The organism is Roseateles sp. GW821-FHT02E12 (assembly GCF_059421665.1).
Map to the genome: position 1 here is coordinate 909,143 of NZ_JBWKVK010000002.1, position 15,541 is coordinate 924,683.

At 70.0% G+C, this 15,541-nt stretch carries 16 protein-coding genes; 8 read left to right on the top strand and 8 right to left on the bottom strand.

All coding sequences use genetic code 11. The features are described 5' to 3' along the window. Positions 1-3: 3 nt before the first annotated feature. The 3 genes from AC07V5_RS14945 (at position 4) to AC07V5_RS14955 (ending at position 3,604) form a co-directional block, all read left to right on the top strand. Positions 4-822, top strand: coding sequence for a cupin domain-containing protein (locus tag AC07V5_RS14945; protein WP_495116461.1), 819 nt, complete (start codon positions 4-6; stop codon positions 820-822). A 115-nt stretch (positions 823-937) separates the two neighbouring features. After that, positions 938-1,315 (top strand): hypothetical protein, encoded by a 378-nt coding sequence (locus AC07V5_RS14950; protein ID WP_495116462.1) that lies wholly within the window; start codon positions 938-940, stop codon positions 1,313-1,315. A gap of 111 nt (positions 1,316-1,426) precedes the next feature. Then, positions 1,427-3,604, top strand: coding sequence for a S46 family peptidase (locus tag AC07V5_RS14955; protein WP_495116463.1), 2,178 nt, complete (start codon positions 1,427-1,429; stop codon positions 3,602-3,604). A 51-nt stretch (positions 3,605-3,655) separates the two neighbouring features. Here AC07V5_RS14955 and AC07V5_RS14960 read toward each other — a convergent pair whose 3' ends face one another. After that, positions 3,656-4,237, bottom strand: a complete 582-nt coding sequence (locus tag AC07V5_RS14960; protein WP_495116464.1) for a YceI family protein — start codon at positions 4,235-4,237, stop codon at positions 3,656-3,658. A gap of 105 nt (positions 4,238-4,342) precedes the next feature. Here AC07V5_RS14960 and AC07V5_RS14965 point away from each other — a divergent pair, with 105 nt between their 5' ends. From AC07V5_RS14965 to AC07V5_RS14975, 3 genes are read left to right on the top strand one after another with little or no spacing between them, the layout of a single operon-like run. Beyond that, entirely contained in the window at positions 4,343-5,131 is a 789-nt protein-coding gene (locus AC07V5_RS14965) for a phosphodiester glycosidase family protein (protein ID WP_495116465.1), read from the top strand. Beyond that, positions 5,128-6,453, top strand: a complete 1,326-nt coding sequence (locus AC07V5_RS14970) for a hypothetical protein (RefSeq protein WP_495116466.1) — start codon at positions 5,128-5,130, stop codon at positions 6,451-6,453. Before AC07V5_RS14965 ends, AC07V5_RS14970 begins: the two co-directional genes overlap by 4 nt. Positions 6,454-6,463: 10 nt before the next feature. After that, entirely contained in the window at positions 6,464-7,021 is a 558-nt protein-coding gene (locus tag AC07V5_RS14975; protein WP_495116467.1) for an Lcl domain-containing protein, read from the top strand. 7 nt (positions 7,022-7,028) lie between these two features. Here AC07V5_RS14975 and AC07V5_RS14980 read toward each other — a convergent pair whose 3' ends face one another. Further along, positions 7,029-7,478 (bottom strand): MerR family transcriptional regulator, encoded by a 450-nt coding sequence (locus tag AC07V5_RS14980; RefSeq protein ID WP_495116468.1) that lies wholly within the window; start codon positions 7,476-7,478, stop codon positions 7,029-7,031. Positions 7,479-7,492: 14 nt separating this feature from the next. Next, positions 7,493-7,732: a hypothetical protein gene (locus tag AC07V5_RS14985; protein WP_495116469.1), complete on the bottom strand. Its 240-nt coding sequence runs from the start codon at positions 7,730-7,732 to the stop codon at positions 7,493-7,495. Between the two features lie 92 nt (positions 7,733-7,824). Here AC07V5_RS14985 and AC07V5_RS14990 point away from each other — a divergent pair, with 92 nt between their 5' ends. Beyond that, entirely contained in the window at positions 7,825-8,157 is a 333-nt protein-coding gene (locus AC07V5_RS14990) for a YnfA family protein (protein WP_495116470.1), read from the top strand. 12 nt (positions 8,158-8,169) lie between these two features. Here AC07V5_RS14990 and AC07V5_RS14995 read toward each other — a convergent pair whose 3' ends face one another. Next, positions 8,170-9,327 (bottom strand): serine hydrolase domain-containing protein, encoded by a 1,158-nt coding sequence (locus AC07V5_RS14995; protein WP_495116471.1) that lies wholly within the window; start codon positions 9,325-9,327, stop codon positions 8,170-8,172. A gap of 71 nt (positions 9,328-9,398) precedes the next feature. Between AC07V5_RS14995 and AC07V5_RS15000 the strand changes: the two genes are divergently transcribed. After that, positions 9,399-9,920, top strand: coding sequence for a GNAT family N-acetyltransferase (locus AC07V5_RS15000; protein WP_495116472.1), 522 nt, complete (start codon positions 9,399-9,401; stop codon positions 9,918-9,920). A gap of 6 nt (positions 9,921-9,926) precedes the next feature. Here AC07V5_RS15000 and AC07V5_RS15005 read toward each other — a convergent pair whose 3' ends face one another. The 4 genes from AC07V5_RS15005 to AC07V5_RS15020 form a co-directional block, all read right to left on the bottom strand. Then, the gene (locus AC07V5_RS15005; RefSeq protein WP_495116473.1) at positions 9,927-10,916 is read right to left on the bottom strand and encodes a PEP-CTERM sorting domain-containing protein; all 990 of its coding nucleotides are present in this window, start codon (positions 10,914-10,916) and stop codon (positions 9,927-9,929) included. A 159-nt stretch (positions 10,917-11,075) separates the two neighbouring features. Further along, positions 11,076-11,927 carry a DUF2785 domain-containing protein gene (locus AC07V5_RS15010; protein WP_495116474.1) on the bottom strand — a complete coding sequence of 284 codons (852 nt, stop codon included), beginning with the start codon at positions 11,925-11,927 and terminating at the stop codon, positions 11,076-11,078. Positions 11,928-11,940: 13 nt separating this feature from the next. After that, positions 11,941-14,286: an autotransporter-associated beta strand repeat-containing protein gene (locus AC07V5_RS15015; RefSeq protein ID WP_495116475.1), complete on the bottom strand. Its 2,346-nt coding sequence runs from the start codon at positions 14,284-14,286 to the stop codon at positions 11,941-11,943. Between the two features lie 66 nt (positions 14,287-14,352). Continuing rightward, positions 14,353-15,507: an alpha-hydroxy acid oxidase gene (locus tag AC07V5_RS15020; RefSeq protein WP_495116476.1), complete on the bottom strand. Its 1,155-nt coding sequence runs from the start codon at positions 15,505-15,507 to the stop codon at positions 14,353-14,355. Positions 15,508-15,541: the final 34 nt, after the last annotated feature.

Sequence of the window (15,541 nt, forward strand, 5' to 3'; positions counted from 1 at the left end):
GCCATGACGACGACGAACACCCCGACATCCACCGCCAACGACGACAACGACATGAGCCCGCTGCTCAGCGAACCCTTCGCCCAAGCCTGGGCCACCCCCACGCCGGGCCTGCCCGGCCGACTGGGTGAGCGCCTGGGTGAGCGCCTGGCCCAGTCCATGAAGGCCGAGCAGGGCATGGTCACCGTGCGCCGGCGCAAGGCCGAGGCCGAGGCCGAAACACTGGCCGGCGGCGCGCAGCGGCGCTGGCTTTACCGTGCGTCTTCTGGCCGCGCTCTGCGCCCGGGCGAACCCCGGGCCGCCAGCGTCATCGAGCTGCCGGCCGGCGCCCAGCTCACGCTGCCCCCCGGCGGGCCGTGCGAATTCCTCGTCACTCGCGGCAGCATCGAGGTCGATGCCGAAGCCTTGGCCCTGCGCGACTTCCTGCTGCTGCCGGCGGGTTCCGCACCCGTGCTGAGCAGCAAGGACGGCGGCCATGTCTTCGTGCGTGAAGCCGATGGCGACGGCGTCAAGCGCACGCTGGTGCGCGATGTCGAGGCCGGCTGGCCTGAGTTCGCGCCCGGCATCCGCCGTCGCGTGCTGTGGACCGGCGGCGGCCAGGCGGCGCTGCTCTACCGTGCCGACCCCGGCGCCAGCGTGCCCAACCACAGCCATGGCCACGACGAGGAATGCCTGATGGTGCAGGGCGAGCTTTTCCTGGACGACGTGCTGCTGCAGCAGGGCGACTACCAGCTCGCCCCGGCCGGCACCGGCCACCGCGTCACCGAGACGGACGTCGGTGTCGTGCTCTACGCGCACGGCGACCTCGATCTGCAGTTCTGCTGACTTGAGCGGCATCAGCGGCGGATAGCCCGGCCTTTTCGGGCTTTATCCGGCCTTCGAAAAGCCGAGGCCCGGGCACGATGGCAGCCATCACGCCCCACGCTGTCCGAGGCCCGCCATGCTGATTCCCCTGCACCTGATCCCCGTTCCCGCCGACGAGCCCCGCGGCCTGGGCGACCCGGGCCATGCGTGGCAGCGCGACAGCGGGCTGAAGATTGCTCCGGGCGTTCACCTGGGCGACATCCGCGCCCTGGGCCTGACGGTGTCCGGCGCCACCAGCGGCCCGGTCAGCAGCGGCGACCTGCTGCGCTTCGGCCAGCTGATGAACGACGCGGGCCTGGTCATCAACCCCACCCGCATGCTCTACGACCGCCAGTACGCCTACGAGCGCCTGGCCGACGGCCACGCCAGCGAGCACGCGGGCCTGCGTGAGCTGGCCCTGGACCTGTTCGAGGCCTACCAGGCCGCAGGCGAGTGGATCGGGCTGGTGCACTGAACGTCCCCTGATCACGGGGCTTTCCCGCAGCCGAAGCCTGCCTTTCCTCACCCCGGGTATTTGACGCCCCCGGGTTACCCTCGCGGTTTCGTCTTTTTGCCGAACCGCTCCATGACACGTCACTCCCTCACGCTGCTGGCCGCTGCTGCGCTCGCCGTCACTTCCGCCCATGCCGACGAAGGCATGTGGATGCCCAAGCAACTGCCGCAGATCGCCAAGAGCCTCAAGGCCGGCGGCCTGGCGCTGGACCCGGCCAAGCTCAAGGAGCTGACCGACTTCCCGATGGGCGCCGTCGTGGGCATTCCCGGCTGCACGGCCAGCTTCGTGTCGCCCCAGGGCCTGGCGGTCACCAACCACCACTGCGCCTACGGCAGCATCCAGTACAACTCCAAGCCCGACCGCGACCTGCTGAAGAACGGCTTCTACGCCGCCACGCTGGCCGACGAGCTGCCCGCCGCGCCCGGCACCCGGATGTGGGTGACCGTGGACATGAAGGACGTCAGCGCCGACGTGCTGAACGCCAAGACGCTGGCCCTGACCGGCAAGGCCCGCACCGACGCCATCGAGACGACCCAGAAGGGCCTCGTCGCCGCCTGCGAGGCCGACAAGGGCCACCGCTGCACCGTGCACGCCTTCTTCGGCGGCCTGCAATACCAGCTCATCAAGCAGCTCGAGATCCGCGACGTGCGCCTGGTGCACGCGCCGGCCACCGGCGTGGGCCTGTTCGGCGGCGATGCCGACAACTGGGTCTGGCCGCGCCACACCGGCGACTACAGCTTCTACCGTGCCTATGTCGGCGCCGACGGCAAGCCGGCCGATTTCAGCAAGGACAACAAGCCCTACACGCCCAAGCACCACCTGAAGATGCCCAGCAGCCCGCTGAGCCAGGGCGACTTCGTCATGGTGGCCGGCTACCCGGGCGGCACCGACCGCCACCGCCTGCCGCGCGAAGTCGACTTCGCCTTCGGCTGGCAGCAGCCGGCCCAGGCCAAGGCCATGGGCGAGGCGATCGACCTCATCAAGGCCGAGACCGCGGGCCGCCGTGACGGCGAGATCAAGATGGCCGCCCGCATGCAGGGCCTGCAGAACTACTACAAGAACCTGCAGGGCCAGCAGCAGAGCTACGACGGCAGCGACATCCTCGCCCGCAAGCAGGCCGAGTTCGACAAGCTCAAGGCCTGGGCCAACGGCTCGCCCGAGCGCAAGGCCCGCTACGGTGCCGACATTGCCGCCACCGAAAGCCTGCTGGCCGAGCGCCAGGCCATCCTGCGCGCCGAGTACCTGGGCAACTTCATCGTCCCGTCGCTGCTGAGCTCCGCGCGCCAGCTCTACCTGGTGGCGCAGGAACGCGCCAAGCCCGATGCCGAGCGCAAGGCCGGCTACCAGGACCGCGACCTGCCGCGCCTGCGCGCGACCCAGCAGCAGCTGGACCGCCGCTACGACGAGCAGACCGACAAGCGCGTCGTCGCCCACTTCCTGGCCCAGTACCTGGCCCAGCCGGCCAACACGCTGAACCCGGCGTGGTTGGACGCGCTTGGCCTCAAGGCCGGCCAGGACGAAGCCAGCATCCGCGCCCAGCTCGACAAGGTCTACGCCGGCAGCAAGCTGTCCGACAGCGGCTTCCGCATGGGCTGGCTCGACAAGGACTCGGCCGCCTTCAAGGCCAGCGACGACGCCTTCATCAAGGCCGCCGTGGCGCTGTACGACGATGACCGCCGCCTGGAGACCCGCGACAAGGAACTGGGCGGCAAGCTGCAGAAGGCTTACGCCGGCGTGCAGCAGGCCATGATCGACTACCACGCCAGCCGTGGCGAAGCCGTCTACCCCGATGCCAACAGCACGCTGCGCATCAGCTACGGCAAGGTCGAGGGCCGCAACCCCGGCACCGACGGCAGCACCTGGACGCCGTTCACGACGCTGCGCGGCATCGTCGCCAAGCACAAGGGCCCGGACGAAGCCGGCGGCGAGTTCAACGCGCCGGCCGAGCAGCTGGCCGCCATCAAGGCGCGCAACTTCGGCAAGTACTACGTCAAGAGCCTGGACTCGGTGCCCGTGAACTTCCTGTCCACGCTGGACACCACCGGTGGCAACTCCGGCTCGCCCGTGCTTAACAAGAACGCCGAGCTGGTCGGCCTGCTGTTCGACGGCACGCTGGACGCGGTGATCGCCGACTGGAGCTTCGACCCCAAGATGGTTCGCAGCATCTCGCTGGATGCGCGCTACATGCTGTGGCAGATGAGCATCGTCGACAAGACGACGCGCCTGCTCGACGAGATGGGTGTGAAGTAACCCGTACCGCCCCGTGCAAAACCGGCCTCGAGGGGCCGGTTTTTCTTTGGCTTATTCCTTGGCGACTGCCTCCACCTGGATGCGCAGCTGCACGTCCATCTTGAAGCCCCAGTCCTTGCCCGCGGCCAGGCCGAAGTCCTCGCGGTTGAAGCTGCCGGAGGCGTCGGCGCCGCACAGCTCGCGCTTGTAGAGCGGGTGAGGAATGCACTTGAGCTGGTGGATGGCCAGCGTCATCGGCTTGCTGCGGCCGTTCAACGTCAGCTCGCCCACCAGGCGGCTGGGCACGCCGCCCGCTGCGCCATCAAAGCGGCCCTTGAAGCTCGCTTCCGGGTTCTTGGCCACGTTGAAGAACTGCTCGCCCTTGGCCCAGGCGTTCATCGCCGGCAGGCCGAAGTCGATGCTGGCCAGGTCCATCTGCACATCCACGCTGCCGCTGCCGTCGGCCTTGTCGTAGACGATGCTGCCAGTGTTCTTCGTGAGCTTGCCGCGCCAGAACGACAGGCCCATGTGGTCAGCCTCGAAGCTGGGGTAGGTGTGCGTGGGGTCGACGACGTAGGTCACCGGTGCGGCAGAGGCGGCAGAGGCGGCGGTGGTGGCGAGCAGGGCGCAGGCCAGCAGGGGTAGGGCTTTCATCGGGAGTCCTCGGTAGGGGGTGGGGTTGACAGGCATCAACCCGACGACGAATGGCGGCGCCGGTTTTCGACAGGCGCCGTGCAACGGCCCGTTAGTATCTTTGGCATGCCTCGCCTCCACCCGCGTTTGCTCGGTTTTCTGCTGCTGGCCTTGGCCGGCTGCGCCACCGTCGCGCCGCCACCCGATGGCTGGCAGCCGCTGGCACCGGGCCTGGCCCACCGCGCCTGGGCGCCGCTGCCCGACAGCGAGGTGCAGGCCCTGCGCGTGGACCTCACGCAGCTGCGCGTGAGCCTCTCGCCACCCGCAGACGCCGGCCAGCCGCTGGACCAGATGCCCAGCAGCCGCGGCGCACTGGCCAGCGTCAACGCCTCCTTCTTCGACAGCGAGTTCCGCCCGCGTGGGATGACCATGTCCGACGGCCAGCCATGGCCCGAGTTGCTCAAGCTCGCCAAGCCCGCGAGCGACCCGCTGCTGGCCTGTGACGAACGCTGCGTGATCCGCTTCGACGCCCCCGGTGCGCCCCAGCCCGGCTGGCGGCTCGCCGTCAGCGGCACCCCCTGGCTGGTGCGCGACGGCCACGCGCGCACGCCCGACGACGACGCGACCTGCGCCTACCTCTGCGCCCACACCCACCCGCGCACGGCCGTGGGCCTGGACGCCTCGGGCCGCCATCTCATCCTGCTGCTGGCCGCCGGCCGCCGCGGCGAGGTGCTGGGCCTGACGCTGGCCCAGACCGCCGAGCTGATGCGTGAGCTCGGCGCCGTGCAGGCCTTCAACCTCGACGGCGGTGGTTCGTCCACGCTGCTGATCGCCGGCGAATCGCGCCTGCCGCGCCCCTTCAACGAGCCCGCGCTGCGCCGCGTGGCCAACGCCTTGCACCTGCTGACCCCATGAGCCTTCGCCACCTGTTTGTGTTGAGTGCCGCCGTGCTGCTGGCCGCCTGCGCGCCACTGAAGCCCGCACCGCCTGCCGAGAAGCGCTACACCGCCGCCGAGCTGCTGGCCCTGCGCCCCGCCGACCTGAGCTGGCCCGCCATGTCGGTGGACGGCGAGCGCGCGCTGCGCGAAGCAGCCGTTGCCGACATCCGCGCCCGCATCGCGCTGCCGCCCGGCCCCGAGCGAGACGCGGCGCTGCCCAAGCTGTTCGACCTCGTCGCCCAGTACAACGCCGAGATCGACGCCGCGCGCCCGCTGCTGCTCGAAGCCCTGCCCACGCTGGGCCAGCGCGACGCCGGTACCCAGCGCGCGCTGCTGACGGCGGCACACACCCTGTACGCCGCCGACGCAGAGCCGCTGTTGTGGAACCTGCTGCCGCAGCTGACGCAAAGCAAGCCCTTTGCCATCGCGATGTACACCTTGCTGCAAGCCCGTCCTGGCACCTATGCCACGTTGGCCATGATCACGGTGACGCACTTCCCCAACTGGACCGATGATGCACGGCTGGCGGCCCTGGTGCGGCGGTTGTTCGAGTACGCAGATCCCCCGTCGCCGCCTCTGCCCGACCTGCTGGCTGCACCGCTGCGGCCCGGCTATCCGGTGATCTACAGCCTGCAGCGACCCGGCCGCCAGCAGGTGGGCCTGGTGCTGGTGCGCGCGGCCGACGGCCGCTTCGTGCGCGACGCCGCTGGCCAGCTTTTCGCCCAACCACAACTCGCGCTGGCCCGCAGTGGCCTGCCCGGCACCATCACCAATGGCAACACGCCGCAGGGCGTTTTCACCATCGTCGGCGCCGGCACGGCCACCAACCCCAACATCGGCCCCACGCCCTACCTGCACAGCAAGCTGCCCATCGAGGCGACAACGGCCGAGTTCGAGCATGCCGACGCGCCACCCGCCGCTGACTGGAGCGAGGCCGTCTACGAGGGCTTTCTGCCGACGAGCTGGCGTGGCTTTCGCCCCATCAAGGAAGCCTGGCTCGCCGGCCGCGCCGGCCGCGACGAACTGCTCATCCACGGCACGACGATCAACCCGGCCTACTACGCCGGCACAAGCTACTTCCCCGGCACGCCGCAGCAGGGCTGCATGATCTCCAACGAAGACTGGGAGCCGGCTACCGGCCGCTTGCTCGCCAGCCGGCAGCTGACGCTCGCGCAGACCTACGCCGCCGCGAGCCCGCGCAGCGATCTGGCGGGCTATCTCGTCGTCGTCGAGCTGGCGGGCGAGGGACCGGTGCGGCCGGCCGAGGCGGCCGCGCTCGTCCAGGCGGCCGGGCGCTGAAGGAGCCGCCATGCGACCCTGCTTGATTGCCGCCCTGGCCACTGCGCTGGCAACGCCTTGCGTGATGGCGCAGGACACTGCCCCCAAGCTCACCGCCAGCGCGGACGGTCGCGAGCTGATCGACGCCGGCACGGGGCTGGTGTGGGCGCGCTGCGTGGAGGGCCTGCAGTGGGATGGCCGCCGCTGCGCCGGCGAGGTCAAACTGGCCACCCACGCCGAGGCGCTGGCCCTGGCCCGCGCGCGCAGCGAGGCCGAGGGCCGACTGTGGCGCGTGCCGCGTGTGCAGGAGCTGAAGCGGCTGCCCGGGCACGGCGGCACCGCGCAGCAGGCCGCCGCGCTGATGCCCGATGCGCCCCGCGGCTGGTACTGGACGAGCACCGTGCGCATCGAGAGCGAAGCCGTGAACACCTACAGCTACGCCAATGTGCAGCGCGGCGCGACTGAGCGGCAGGTCGACCGGCTGGCCCCGCAGACCGGCTGGGTGGTGGAGCAGCCCGGTGGTGCGGTGCGCGACAGCCCCAAGCGCGAGAAGCTGCCGGTGCGCCTGGTGCGCGCGCTGGCGCCCTGATCGTGCGTCAGCCGCAGCAACGCGCTGCGGCGGGTTTGCCAGCCGGCGCGGCCAGGTCTTCGAGGATGGTGCAGTCCACCGCCGCGCCACCCACGCAGGCCGAGTCGCAGCTGCGCACGAAGGCGACGAGGCTAGCTTCGATAGCCACCATCTCCCTGAGCTTGCGCTGCAACTCCGCGAGGTGGACAGCTGCAATGTCTCGCACCTCTAGGCAGGGGCGGCCGGGCTCCTCCATCAGGCCAACGAGCCCACGAACCTGCTCGACAGAAAAACCGAAGTCGCGACAGCGGCGGATGAAGCTGAGCCGCCGCAGGGCGGCGTCGCCATAGCTGCGCCGACCGGCTTCGGTGCGCGCCGCGGGCGGCATCAGGCCGATGTCCTCGTAGTAGCGGATGGTCGGCACGCTGCAGCCCGCGCGTTTGGCAACGGTGCCGATGGACAGCGACAGCTCAGTCATCCGTCCATCCTAGGTCACGGGCCGCAGCTGCCACCGCAGCCCACCGCGCAGGCCGACTTCTGGCTGGCCTTGCGCCGGTGGCGCCAGAGCAGCGTGGCCGCTATCGCGGCCAGTGCCAGCGCTGCCAGCACCATGTCCACGCGTGCCAACAGCAGCGACCCCGCCGCGGCCGCCGCCGTCATGCCGAAGAGCGGCAGCGCACAACAGGCTGCGCAGGCGAGGGCCAAGCCCAACAAGGCTTTCCAGAATGTCATCTTCATTGCTCCGTGACCGGGCTTGATCGCCCAGCCGCGAAGGTAGGACCTCAAGCCACTTGAGGGTCAAGCCCCGCCACCACAATCTGCGCATGGAGCTGCTCAAGACCTTCGCGCTGTTCGTCGTCACCGCCGTGGCGGAGATCGTTGGCTGCTACCTGCCCTGGCTGTGGCTGAAGCAGGGCGGCTCGGCCTTGCTGCTGGTGCCGGGCGCGGCGAGCCTTGCGCTGTTTGCCTGGCTGCTGTCGCTGCATCCGACCGCCGCCGGGCGCGTCTACGCGGCCTATGGCGGCGTGTACATCGGCGTGGCCGTCGTCTGGCTGATGCTGGTGGACAAGGTGAAACCCACGGCGACGGACTGGGTCGGCGTGGCGCTGTGCCTGGCCGGCATGGGCGTCATCATGTTCGGCCCTCGGGCGAGCTAGGAGCAGGCCCGATCAACGCACGAAGGTCATCCCGCCGTACTCCCAGCTCCAGGGCACGCCCGTCTCGCCGAGGATGAACTCGACGAGGCGAGGGAAGGCCGCTTCGGCGCGCACGTCGTTGGCCAGGATGACGACACAGCGCTTGCTTGCCTTCACGCAGACCCAGGTGTTGCCGGTGCTGTCGTCGTGCCCGCCCTTGTAGAAGCCCGGGCCTTGCGGCCCGTCGAAGACGATGACGCCCAAGCCGGCGGCGAGGTCGGCACGGCGTTTGGCCGGCGGCAGCTCGGGCTGCCGCGTCGGGAACTGCGAGGCTGTCGTGATGGGCAGCTGGGGTGACGTCAGCGCGGCGGCGCTCTCGGCCGACAGCGTCACGCCACGAACGTAGGCCGACGCCATGCGGGCCATGTCGTTGATGGTGGTGTCCATCGAGCCGGCCACGCGCACCTTGCTGCGCTCGGCGTGCGGCACGGCCTTGCCCTCGGCCGTCCAGCCATCGGCCAGGTTGGGCCGGAAGTCGGCACGCCACATCATGCCGGTGCGCTGCATCGCGAAGCGGTCGAAGATGCGGCGCTGGATCTCGGCACCCATGTCCAACCCCAGGCCGCGCTCCATGACGAACTGCAGCAGCACCAGGCCCTCGCCCGAGTAGGCGTAGCGCGTGCCGGGCTCGAAGTGGATGCGCAGCTTGCGGTCGGGCTCCAGGAAGGAGAAGTTGCCGAAGCCGCCGCTGTGCGTCAGCAGCATGCGCGCGGTCAGGCGGCGCCAGCGCTCGTCGCCGGCCAGGTGATGCCACGGGCCGTACTTGGCTTCGGTGGCGTACTCGGGCAGGGGCTGGGGCAGGTAGTCAGCCAGCGGCTGGTCCAGTTTCAGCCGGCCGGCCTCCACCTGCTGCATCACCGCGTAGGCGAAAACGGGCTTGGTCAGCGAGGCGCCGTACATGACGGTGTCGGGCAGCAGCGGCTCGCCGGCCTCGTTGCGTTTGCCGTAGGCGCCGATGTGAACGATCTGGCCACCGTCGACGACGGCAACGGCCAGGCCCTGGGCCTGCGTGGCCGCCATCAGCCGCGCGGCCTCGGCGGCGATGGCTTCGCTGGACGGGATGGCCGGCTGGGCCAGGGCGGTCAGCAGCGGCAGCGCGGCCAGCAGGCCGGTGAGTCGGGGCAGGTGCATGGGCGCGTAGCCTAACGTCGCCAGCCAGAGGGGTGAAGCGGTGTGATCCGAGGGGCTGTTCAAATGGCCGCGTGCCGGCCCTTCACCTCCTCCCGCCCACCCTCGACGTCGCCGACGAACTGCTGCGTTTCGAGACCGACAACCGCGCGTTCTTCGAGGCGCGCATCAACTCGCGGCCGCCCGGCTATTACTCAGCCGATGGCGTGCGGGCTGCCATCGCGCTGGCCGAACGCGAGGCCACCGAGGACAAGGGCTACCAGTTCCTCGTGCGCACCGACGCGGGCGAACTGGTGGGCCGCGTGAACCTGGCCGGCGTGAGGCGCGGCCAGTTCCAGATGGCCGACCTGGGCTATCGCATGGCCGAGTCGGCCTGCGGCAAGGGCTATGCGAGCGAGGCCGTGCGCCTGGTGCTGGCCCAGGCCTTTGGCGAGCTGCGCCTCATGCGGGTGGAGGCCAACGCCCGCGTCGGCAACGAGGGCTCGGTGAAGGTGCTGCTGCGCAACGGCTTCCTGCAGTTCGGCCACTCGACGCGCAGCTTCGAACTCGGCGGCGTCTGGCACGACCGCCTGCACTTCGAGCGGCACGCCACCTAACGCCACCTAACGCCGCTTCACCCGCGCGGCGAGCCACAGCGCGCCGGCCACCAGCAGCAGGCCGGTTGCCGGCTCGGGCACCGCCGCCGCCACGTTGCCGAACTGGCCCACGGCGAGGATCTTGCCCGCGTTGAGGCTGTCGTTGTTGGTGAAGGTCAGCGTGAACAGCGGCAGGTTGTTGTTCAGCACCCATTGATTGCCGGTATGCGTCCACGAGGCCAGGTTGATGGCCGACTGGATCTGCGCGTCGTCGCGGTCCGACGCGACCGAGAAGCCCGACAGGCCGCTGGGCACCGCGCCGCTGACGACGGCGGCCATCTGGGTGCCGGCGGCGTTCGGCTTGAGCGCGATCGTGAAGATGTCCATGGCCGAGGCCGGCGCCGCGCCGGGTATGCCGTCGGTCGACGTGCCCCATAGCGTGGATGGCACGCTGGCGTCGAAGCCCGGGCCCAGGCCCATGCGCGAGTACAGCATCACATTGGCCACGCCCGGCTGCACGGCGCTGTCCTGGAAGGAGGTGCCCGCAGCCAGCGAGTAGGCATAGGTCTGGCTCGTGCCCGACGCGCCGACGATGTAGGTGTAGGGGTTGGCGATCCAGGCCTGGGCCCACACGAAGGGGCCGGTGCTGGTCACGACCGCGTCGTAGGTGATGGTCGCCGTGAAGTTCTGGTCGATCACGCCGGCCAGCGTGTAGGTGCGCGTTGCGGTGCCGCTGCCGCTGGCCGTGCCGCCGCCAAACACATTGGTCGTCTTGACGGACGTGTTGATCGTGCTCGGGCTGGCGCCCTGGCCCTTGAAGTCGACGGCGCCCTGCGTGGCCTGCCAGGTCGGCGGGTTGGTGAACGAGACGCGGGCGTCCAGCGTGTACTTGGGTGCGCCGGGGCCGGGGAACCAGTTGGTGCCGGTCACCGTCACCGTGATGGGTACGGCCTGCGCCGGGGCGGCGCACACCAGCAAAGCGGCAGCCAGGCGCCGCAGATTGCGAACTGCACACATGGCCATCTCCTCGGCCGTCTGTGCTTGCAGCTGACGTGAGCGCGGCCGATGGGTCACGCAGCCATCGCCAAACATATGCGCTGGTTTCGGCCAATCCACCGCTCATTTGCGGGTGGTGTTGTCCTCAGACAGCGCTTGAAACCCGGGCTGCGGTGGTTGTCAAGGAAAGCGCTGCAGCGTCTTGCGCAGCGGTGCCAGCAGCCGGTCGCGCAGGGCCGTGTCCTTCAGGTCGAGCACGCCGGCCTGCAGCGGCCACAGGAACTCGCGCAGGTTGTGCAGGTCGGTCAGCGCCGTCTCGTCCCAGGCCTTGGCCTGCTTCAAGGGCTCCAGCAACTGGTCCAGCCAGCTTGCCCAAGCCGTGTCGTCGGGGTTGAGCTTGAGCTGGATGTTCAGCGCCGCACGCGCCAGTCGCTGGCCCTCGCCGAAGCGGTAGGCATGCTTGTGGTCGGCCAGCACCTGGGCGCTGATGGCGGCCAGCAGTTGCTGGCGCTGCGCCGCGGTCAGCGCGTCGTTCATGCCCAGCTGCAAGGCCAGGTCGGCGCCATGGGCCACGCCGTGGCGCCAGCCCTCGCCGGGCGTGAAGCCGCGGTAGTCGCGCACGCCGCCCAGGAAGCGCGCCGCGTGCTCGACGAGGGCCCCGCGCTGCTCGGCCGTCATGAAGGGCTTGAGCCGGTCGGCCCGTGCCACCTCGGCCAGCGTCAGCACGGCAAAGGGCTGGTGCACGCCGGCCGCGTCGGGCTTCGCGTCGAGCACGGCGATGAGGTCGGTGCGCAGGCGCTGCAGCGTGGCCGCGTCCAGCTTGCCGCCGCGCGCCCAGGCCGAGAGCTGCTCGAAAGCGATGTCGTCGCGCAGCTTCGGGTCGAGGTGCCCCAAGCAGGGCAGCAGCGCGATGGCCTGTTGCTGGATGCGCAGTGGGTCGGCCTCTTCTTTCATGCCGGCGGGCGGCGCGCAAGTCTGGGCGGCGGCCGCCAGGGTCAGGGATGAGAGCAGGGCGGCGGCGAGGGTCTTCATGCCCCGCAGTAGCTCATGCCCGTGCCCGCCGGGCAAAAGTCACCACGAGCAGCCCCAGCGCCATCAGCAGGCCGGCGGCCGGCTCCGGCACCGCGGCCGTGGGGTCGTACACGACGAAGAGGCTGGCGCCCGACTGCTCCACCGAGAACTGTGCGCCGGCGGGCAGCGGGTTTTGGAAGGCGCTGGCGTCGACGAGGATGAGGTCGGCCGCGAAGCCGCCGATGCCGTCGGACGCACGCGCGAATTCCCAGCGGTAGGGGCTGTTGGCGTCGAACAGGCCTGGCGCCAGCGCGCCTGCCAGGCCGCTCTGCGTGAAGCTGCGCAGCTCCAGGCTCAGCGGGCCGTGCAGCGCCATGCCGCCGGTGATGTCCATCAGGCCCCAGCCCTGGGTCTGGCCGGCCGCGCCGAGGGCCGAGTTGATGTCCAGCTCGAAGATGGAGCCAGCCTCCATCTCCACGTCGCCTTCGATGCTCAGCGTGCCGGGGTCGCCGCCGCCGTTGACGCGACCCTGGTTGTTGAACTTGCCCACCAGCTTGCCCGCGCCCTTGAGCTTGCCGGCCGCGCCGTTGAACAGGCCCGTGCCCACGGAGACGATGGCGTCCCGGGCGATGCTGAGCTCGCCGGCCACGATCTTGGCGCGCGTGCCGATCGTCGTGTTGCTGCCGGTGTTGAAGAACAGCGTGCCCTCGCCCGACTTCGTGAACTGCGCCTGGCCGGCCGTGATGCCGGTGTTGAGGACGACGGTGTTGCCCTTGTCGACCCAGATGCCGGCGCTGTCGCCCGGCCGGCTGTTGCGCACGAAGATGGGCCGGTCGGTGAAGAAGGTGCCCGACACGCGCAGCACGCCGTCGCCCACCAGCGTCAGCGGGCCGTCGCGCTTGCCCAGGCCGGTGTTGCTGGTGATGGCCAGGCTGCCTTCGCTGATCACCGTCGAGTCGTGAGTGTTGATGGCGCTGAGCAGCAGCGTGCCGGCGCCGTCCTTGATGAGTTCGCCGCCGCTGATGACGCCGCCCACCTCGAAGGGCTTCTTGGGGTCGGCCGCAATGTTGGCGCGCAGCCTGCCGAAGTCGGTGATGCGGATGTCGCGCGGCGTCACCAGCGGTGCGTCGGCGCGCAGCACGCCGCCGCTGCGGATGAGGATGCCTCGGCCGGCCAGGCCGAGCTGGCTGTCCTTGCTGAAGGCCAGCACGCCGGCGTTGATGGTGTTGCCGCGCTGGCTGTTGCCGTCGTTGGCCAGCACCAGCGTGCCGCGGCCTTGCTTGATCAGCCGGCCGATGCCCCCGATCTGGCCGGTTGTCGTCAGCGTCTTGTCGGGCTCGACGCGCACGCGGCCGTTGAGGTCCAACTGCAGCGGCGTGGGCAGCGTGAAGCTCTCCTCGGCAACCAGCTGGCCGTCGGCCATCACGATCTTTGCGGCCGCGCCCAGCACGTCGGGGCGGATCAGGCGCAGGCTGCCGGCCTGGCTGCCGTTGCCGACGAAGATGACCTTGAGCGCGGCGCCGAAGTCATTGGCCGGATTGGTCAGCCGCACCGAGTCCAGGATCGTCGGGCTGCCCGTGCCGGTCAGCTTGCCGTCGACCTGGAACACCAGGTCACTGCTGGTGTCGTCGCCGGCCAGCACGGGCCGCCCCCCCAGCGTCACCGTGCGGGCCTGGCCCAGCGTCGCGCCGGCGCGGCCTTGCAGTGTGGCGCTGGTCAGGCCGACGCTGTTGCTCGCGTCGCCCAGGGCGGCATCCTTGTCGATGGCGAGGTAGGCGCCGGTGCTCACCTGCACCCGACCCTTGAACGTGCTGTTGCCGGTCAGCAGCACCTCGGCCGGCACGTCGACGCCCGAGCGGAAGGACAGCCCCACCTGGTTGCCGGAGATGGCGCCCGAGATGGTCAGCCGCGCGGGCGCCGTGTTGGCGTCGACGCCGACGCTGTCGTTGCGCACGATGACGCCGGTGTTGTCGAGGATGCGCAGCGGCACGGCGATGGTGTGCGGCGCACGGTTGTCCTCGGTGACGTGGATGAAAGTGCCGTTCAGCGTCAGCTGGCCTTGGGCATTGGCGCCTCTCAGCAGATAGGACTGCGTCGGCGTCATGCTCTCCAGCAGCAGCCGGTTCAGCGCGTAGTTGCCGGCGATGGTGACGACGGCCTGGTTGACATTGAGGTTGCCGCGGAACTCGGCCTCGGCGTCGTTGGCATTGGGAAACCCGGCGACCGTGGAGGTCCAGTTCGCGGCCGCGCTCCAGCTGCCGCCCTGCTTGGGCTTCCAGACGTAGACCTCGGCATGCGCCATCGTGGCGGCCAGGGCCAGCAGGCCGGCCAGCCAGGCCGCGCGGGTTACCGAACGCCGAGACACAGCGAGCGTCGTCATGATGTGCTCCTCAGGCCGGTGGCCTGAAGAACATACTAGGCAGCGACCCCGCCGGCCGCAACGCGTTCAGGGCGTCGGGTAGGTGCCCGGCACGAGGATGTCGCGCGTCACGTTCGTCAGCTGCGTGTGGCCGCAGAAAGCCATGGTCACGTCCAGCTCCTTGTGCAGGATGGCCAGCGCCTTGGCCACGCCTTCCTCGCCCATCGCGCCCAGGCCGTAGGCCATCGCGCGGCCGATCATGGTGCCGCGCGCGCCCAGGGCCCAGGCCTTCAGCACGTCCTGGCCGGAGCGGATGCCGCCGTCCATCCACACCTCCGTCTGCGCGCCCACCTCGGCCGCGATGGCCGGCAGCGCGTGGATGCTGCTGGGCGCGCCGTCCAGCTGCCGTCCGCCGTGGTTGCTCACCACGATGGCGTCGGCGCCGGCCTGCACGGCGAGCTTGGCGTCTTCCACGTCCATGATGCCCTTGAGGATGAGCTTGCCGCCCCACTGTTCCTTCACCCAGGCGATATCGGCCCAGGACAGGCGCGGGTCGAACTGCTCGTTCGTCCAGGCCGAGAGCGACCGCATGTCGCTCACGCCCTTCACGTGGCCCACGAGGTTGCGGAAGGTGTGGCGTTTGGTGCCGGCCATGCCGAGGCACCAGCGCGGCTTGGTCATCAGGTTGAGGATGTTGGCCAGCGTCGGCCTTGGCGGCGCGGTGAGGCCGTTCTTCAAATCCTTGTGGCGCTGGCCGATGACCTGCAGGTCCAGCGTCAGCACCAGCGCCGAGCACTTGGCGGCCTTGCAGCGGGCAATCATGCGCACCATCGCGTCGCGGTCGCGCATCATGTAAAGCTGGAACCAGAACGGCGCCGAGGTGTTCTCGGCAATGTCCTCGATGGAGCAGATGCTCATCGTCGACAGCGTGAACGGGATGCCGAACTTCTCGGCCGCGCGCGCCGCGTGGATCTCGCCGTCGGCGTGCTGCATGCCCGTCAGGCCCACGGGCGCGATGGCCACGGGCATCTTGGCCGTCTGGCCCACCATCGTCACCGCCGTGCTGCGGCCTTCCATGTTGACGGCCACGCGCTGGCGCAGCTTGATGGCCTGGAAGTCGCTCTCGTTGGCACGGTAGGTCGTCTCCGTCCAGGAGCCGGAATCGGCGTAGTCGTAGAACATGCGCGGCACGCGCTTCTCGGCGAGCTGGCGCAGGTCTTCGATGCAGGTGATGACGGGCATGGCGAGGCAGGTCGGAGTGAGGCAGCGATGCTAG

What these genes read in the sequence shown, in the direction of transcription:
- AC07V5_RS14975 (WP_495116467.1), top strand. Translation starts at nt 6,464, where the DNA reads ATGCGACCCTGCTTGATTGCCGCCCTGGCCACTGCGCTGGCAACGCCT.
- AC07V5_RS14945 (WP_495116461.1), top strand. Translation starts at nt 4, where the DNA reads ATGACGACGACGAACACCCCGACATCCACCGCCAACGACGACAACGAC.
- AC07V5_RS14960 (WP_495116464.1), bottom strand. Translation starts at nt 4,237, where the DNA reads ATGAAAGCCCTACCCCTGCTGGCCTGCGCCCTGCTCGCCACCACCGCC.
- AC07V5_RS15010 (WP_495116474.1), bottom strand. Translation starts at nt 11,927, where the DNA reads ATGAAGACCCTCGCCGCCGCCCTGCTCTCATCCCTGACCCTGGCGGCC.
- AC07V5_RS15005 (WP_495116473.1), bottom strand. Translation starts at nt 10,916, where the DNA reads ATGTGTGCAGTTCGCAATCTGCGGCGCCTGGCTGCCGCTTTGCTGGTG.
- AC07V5_RS14990 (WP_495116470.1), top strand. Translation starts at nt 7,825, where the DNA reads ATGGAGCTGCTCAAGACCTTCGCGCTGTTCGTCGTCACCGCCGTGGCG.
- AC07V5_RS14995 (WP_495116471.1), bottom strand. Translation starts at nt 9,327, where the DNA reads ATGCACCTGCCCCGACTCACCGGCCTGCTGGCCGCGCTGCCGCTGCTG.
- AC07V5_RS14950 (WP_495116462.1), top strand. Translation starts at nt 938, where the DNA reads ATGCTGATTCCCCTGCACCTGATCCCCGTTCCCGCCGACGAGCCCCGC.
- AC07V5_RS14965 (WP_495116465.1), top strand. Translation starts at nt 4,343, where the DNA reads ATGCCTCGCCTCCACCCGCGTTTGCTCGGTTTTCTGCTGCTGGCCTTG.
- AC07V5_RS14980 (WP_495116468.1), bottom strand. Translation starts at nt 7,478, where the DNA reads ATGACTGAGCTGTCGCTGTCCATCGGCACCGTTGCCAAACGCGCGGGC.
- AC07V5_RS14955 (WP_495116463.1), top strand. Translation starts at nt 1,427, where the DNA reads ATGACACGTCACTCCCTCACGCTGCTGGCCGCTGCTGCGCTCGCCGTC.
- AC07V5_RS15015 (WP_495116475.1), bottom strand. Translation starts at nt 14,286, where the DNA reads ATGACGACGCTCGCTGTGTCTCGGCGTTCGGTAACCCGCGCGGCCTGG.
- AC07V5_RS15020 (WP_495116476.1), bottom strand. Translation starts at nt 15,507, where the DNA reads ATGCCCGTCATCACCTGCATCGAAGACCTGCGCCAGCTCGCCGAGAAG.
- AC07V5_RS14970 (WP_495116466.1), top strand. Translation starts at nt 5,128, where the DNA reads ATGAGCCTTCGCCACCTGTTTGTGTTGAGTGCCGCCGTGCTGCTGGCC.
- AC07V5_RS14985 (WP_495116469.1), bottom strand. Translation starts at nt 7,732, where the DNA reads ATGACATTCTGGAAAGCCTTGTTGGGCTTGGCCCTCGCCTGCGCAGCC.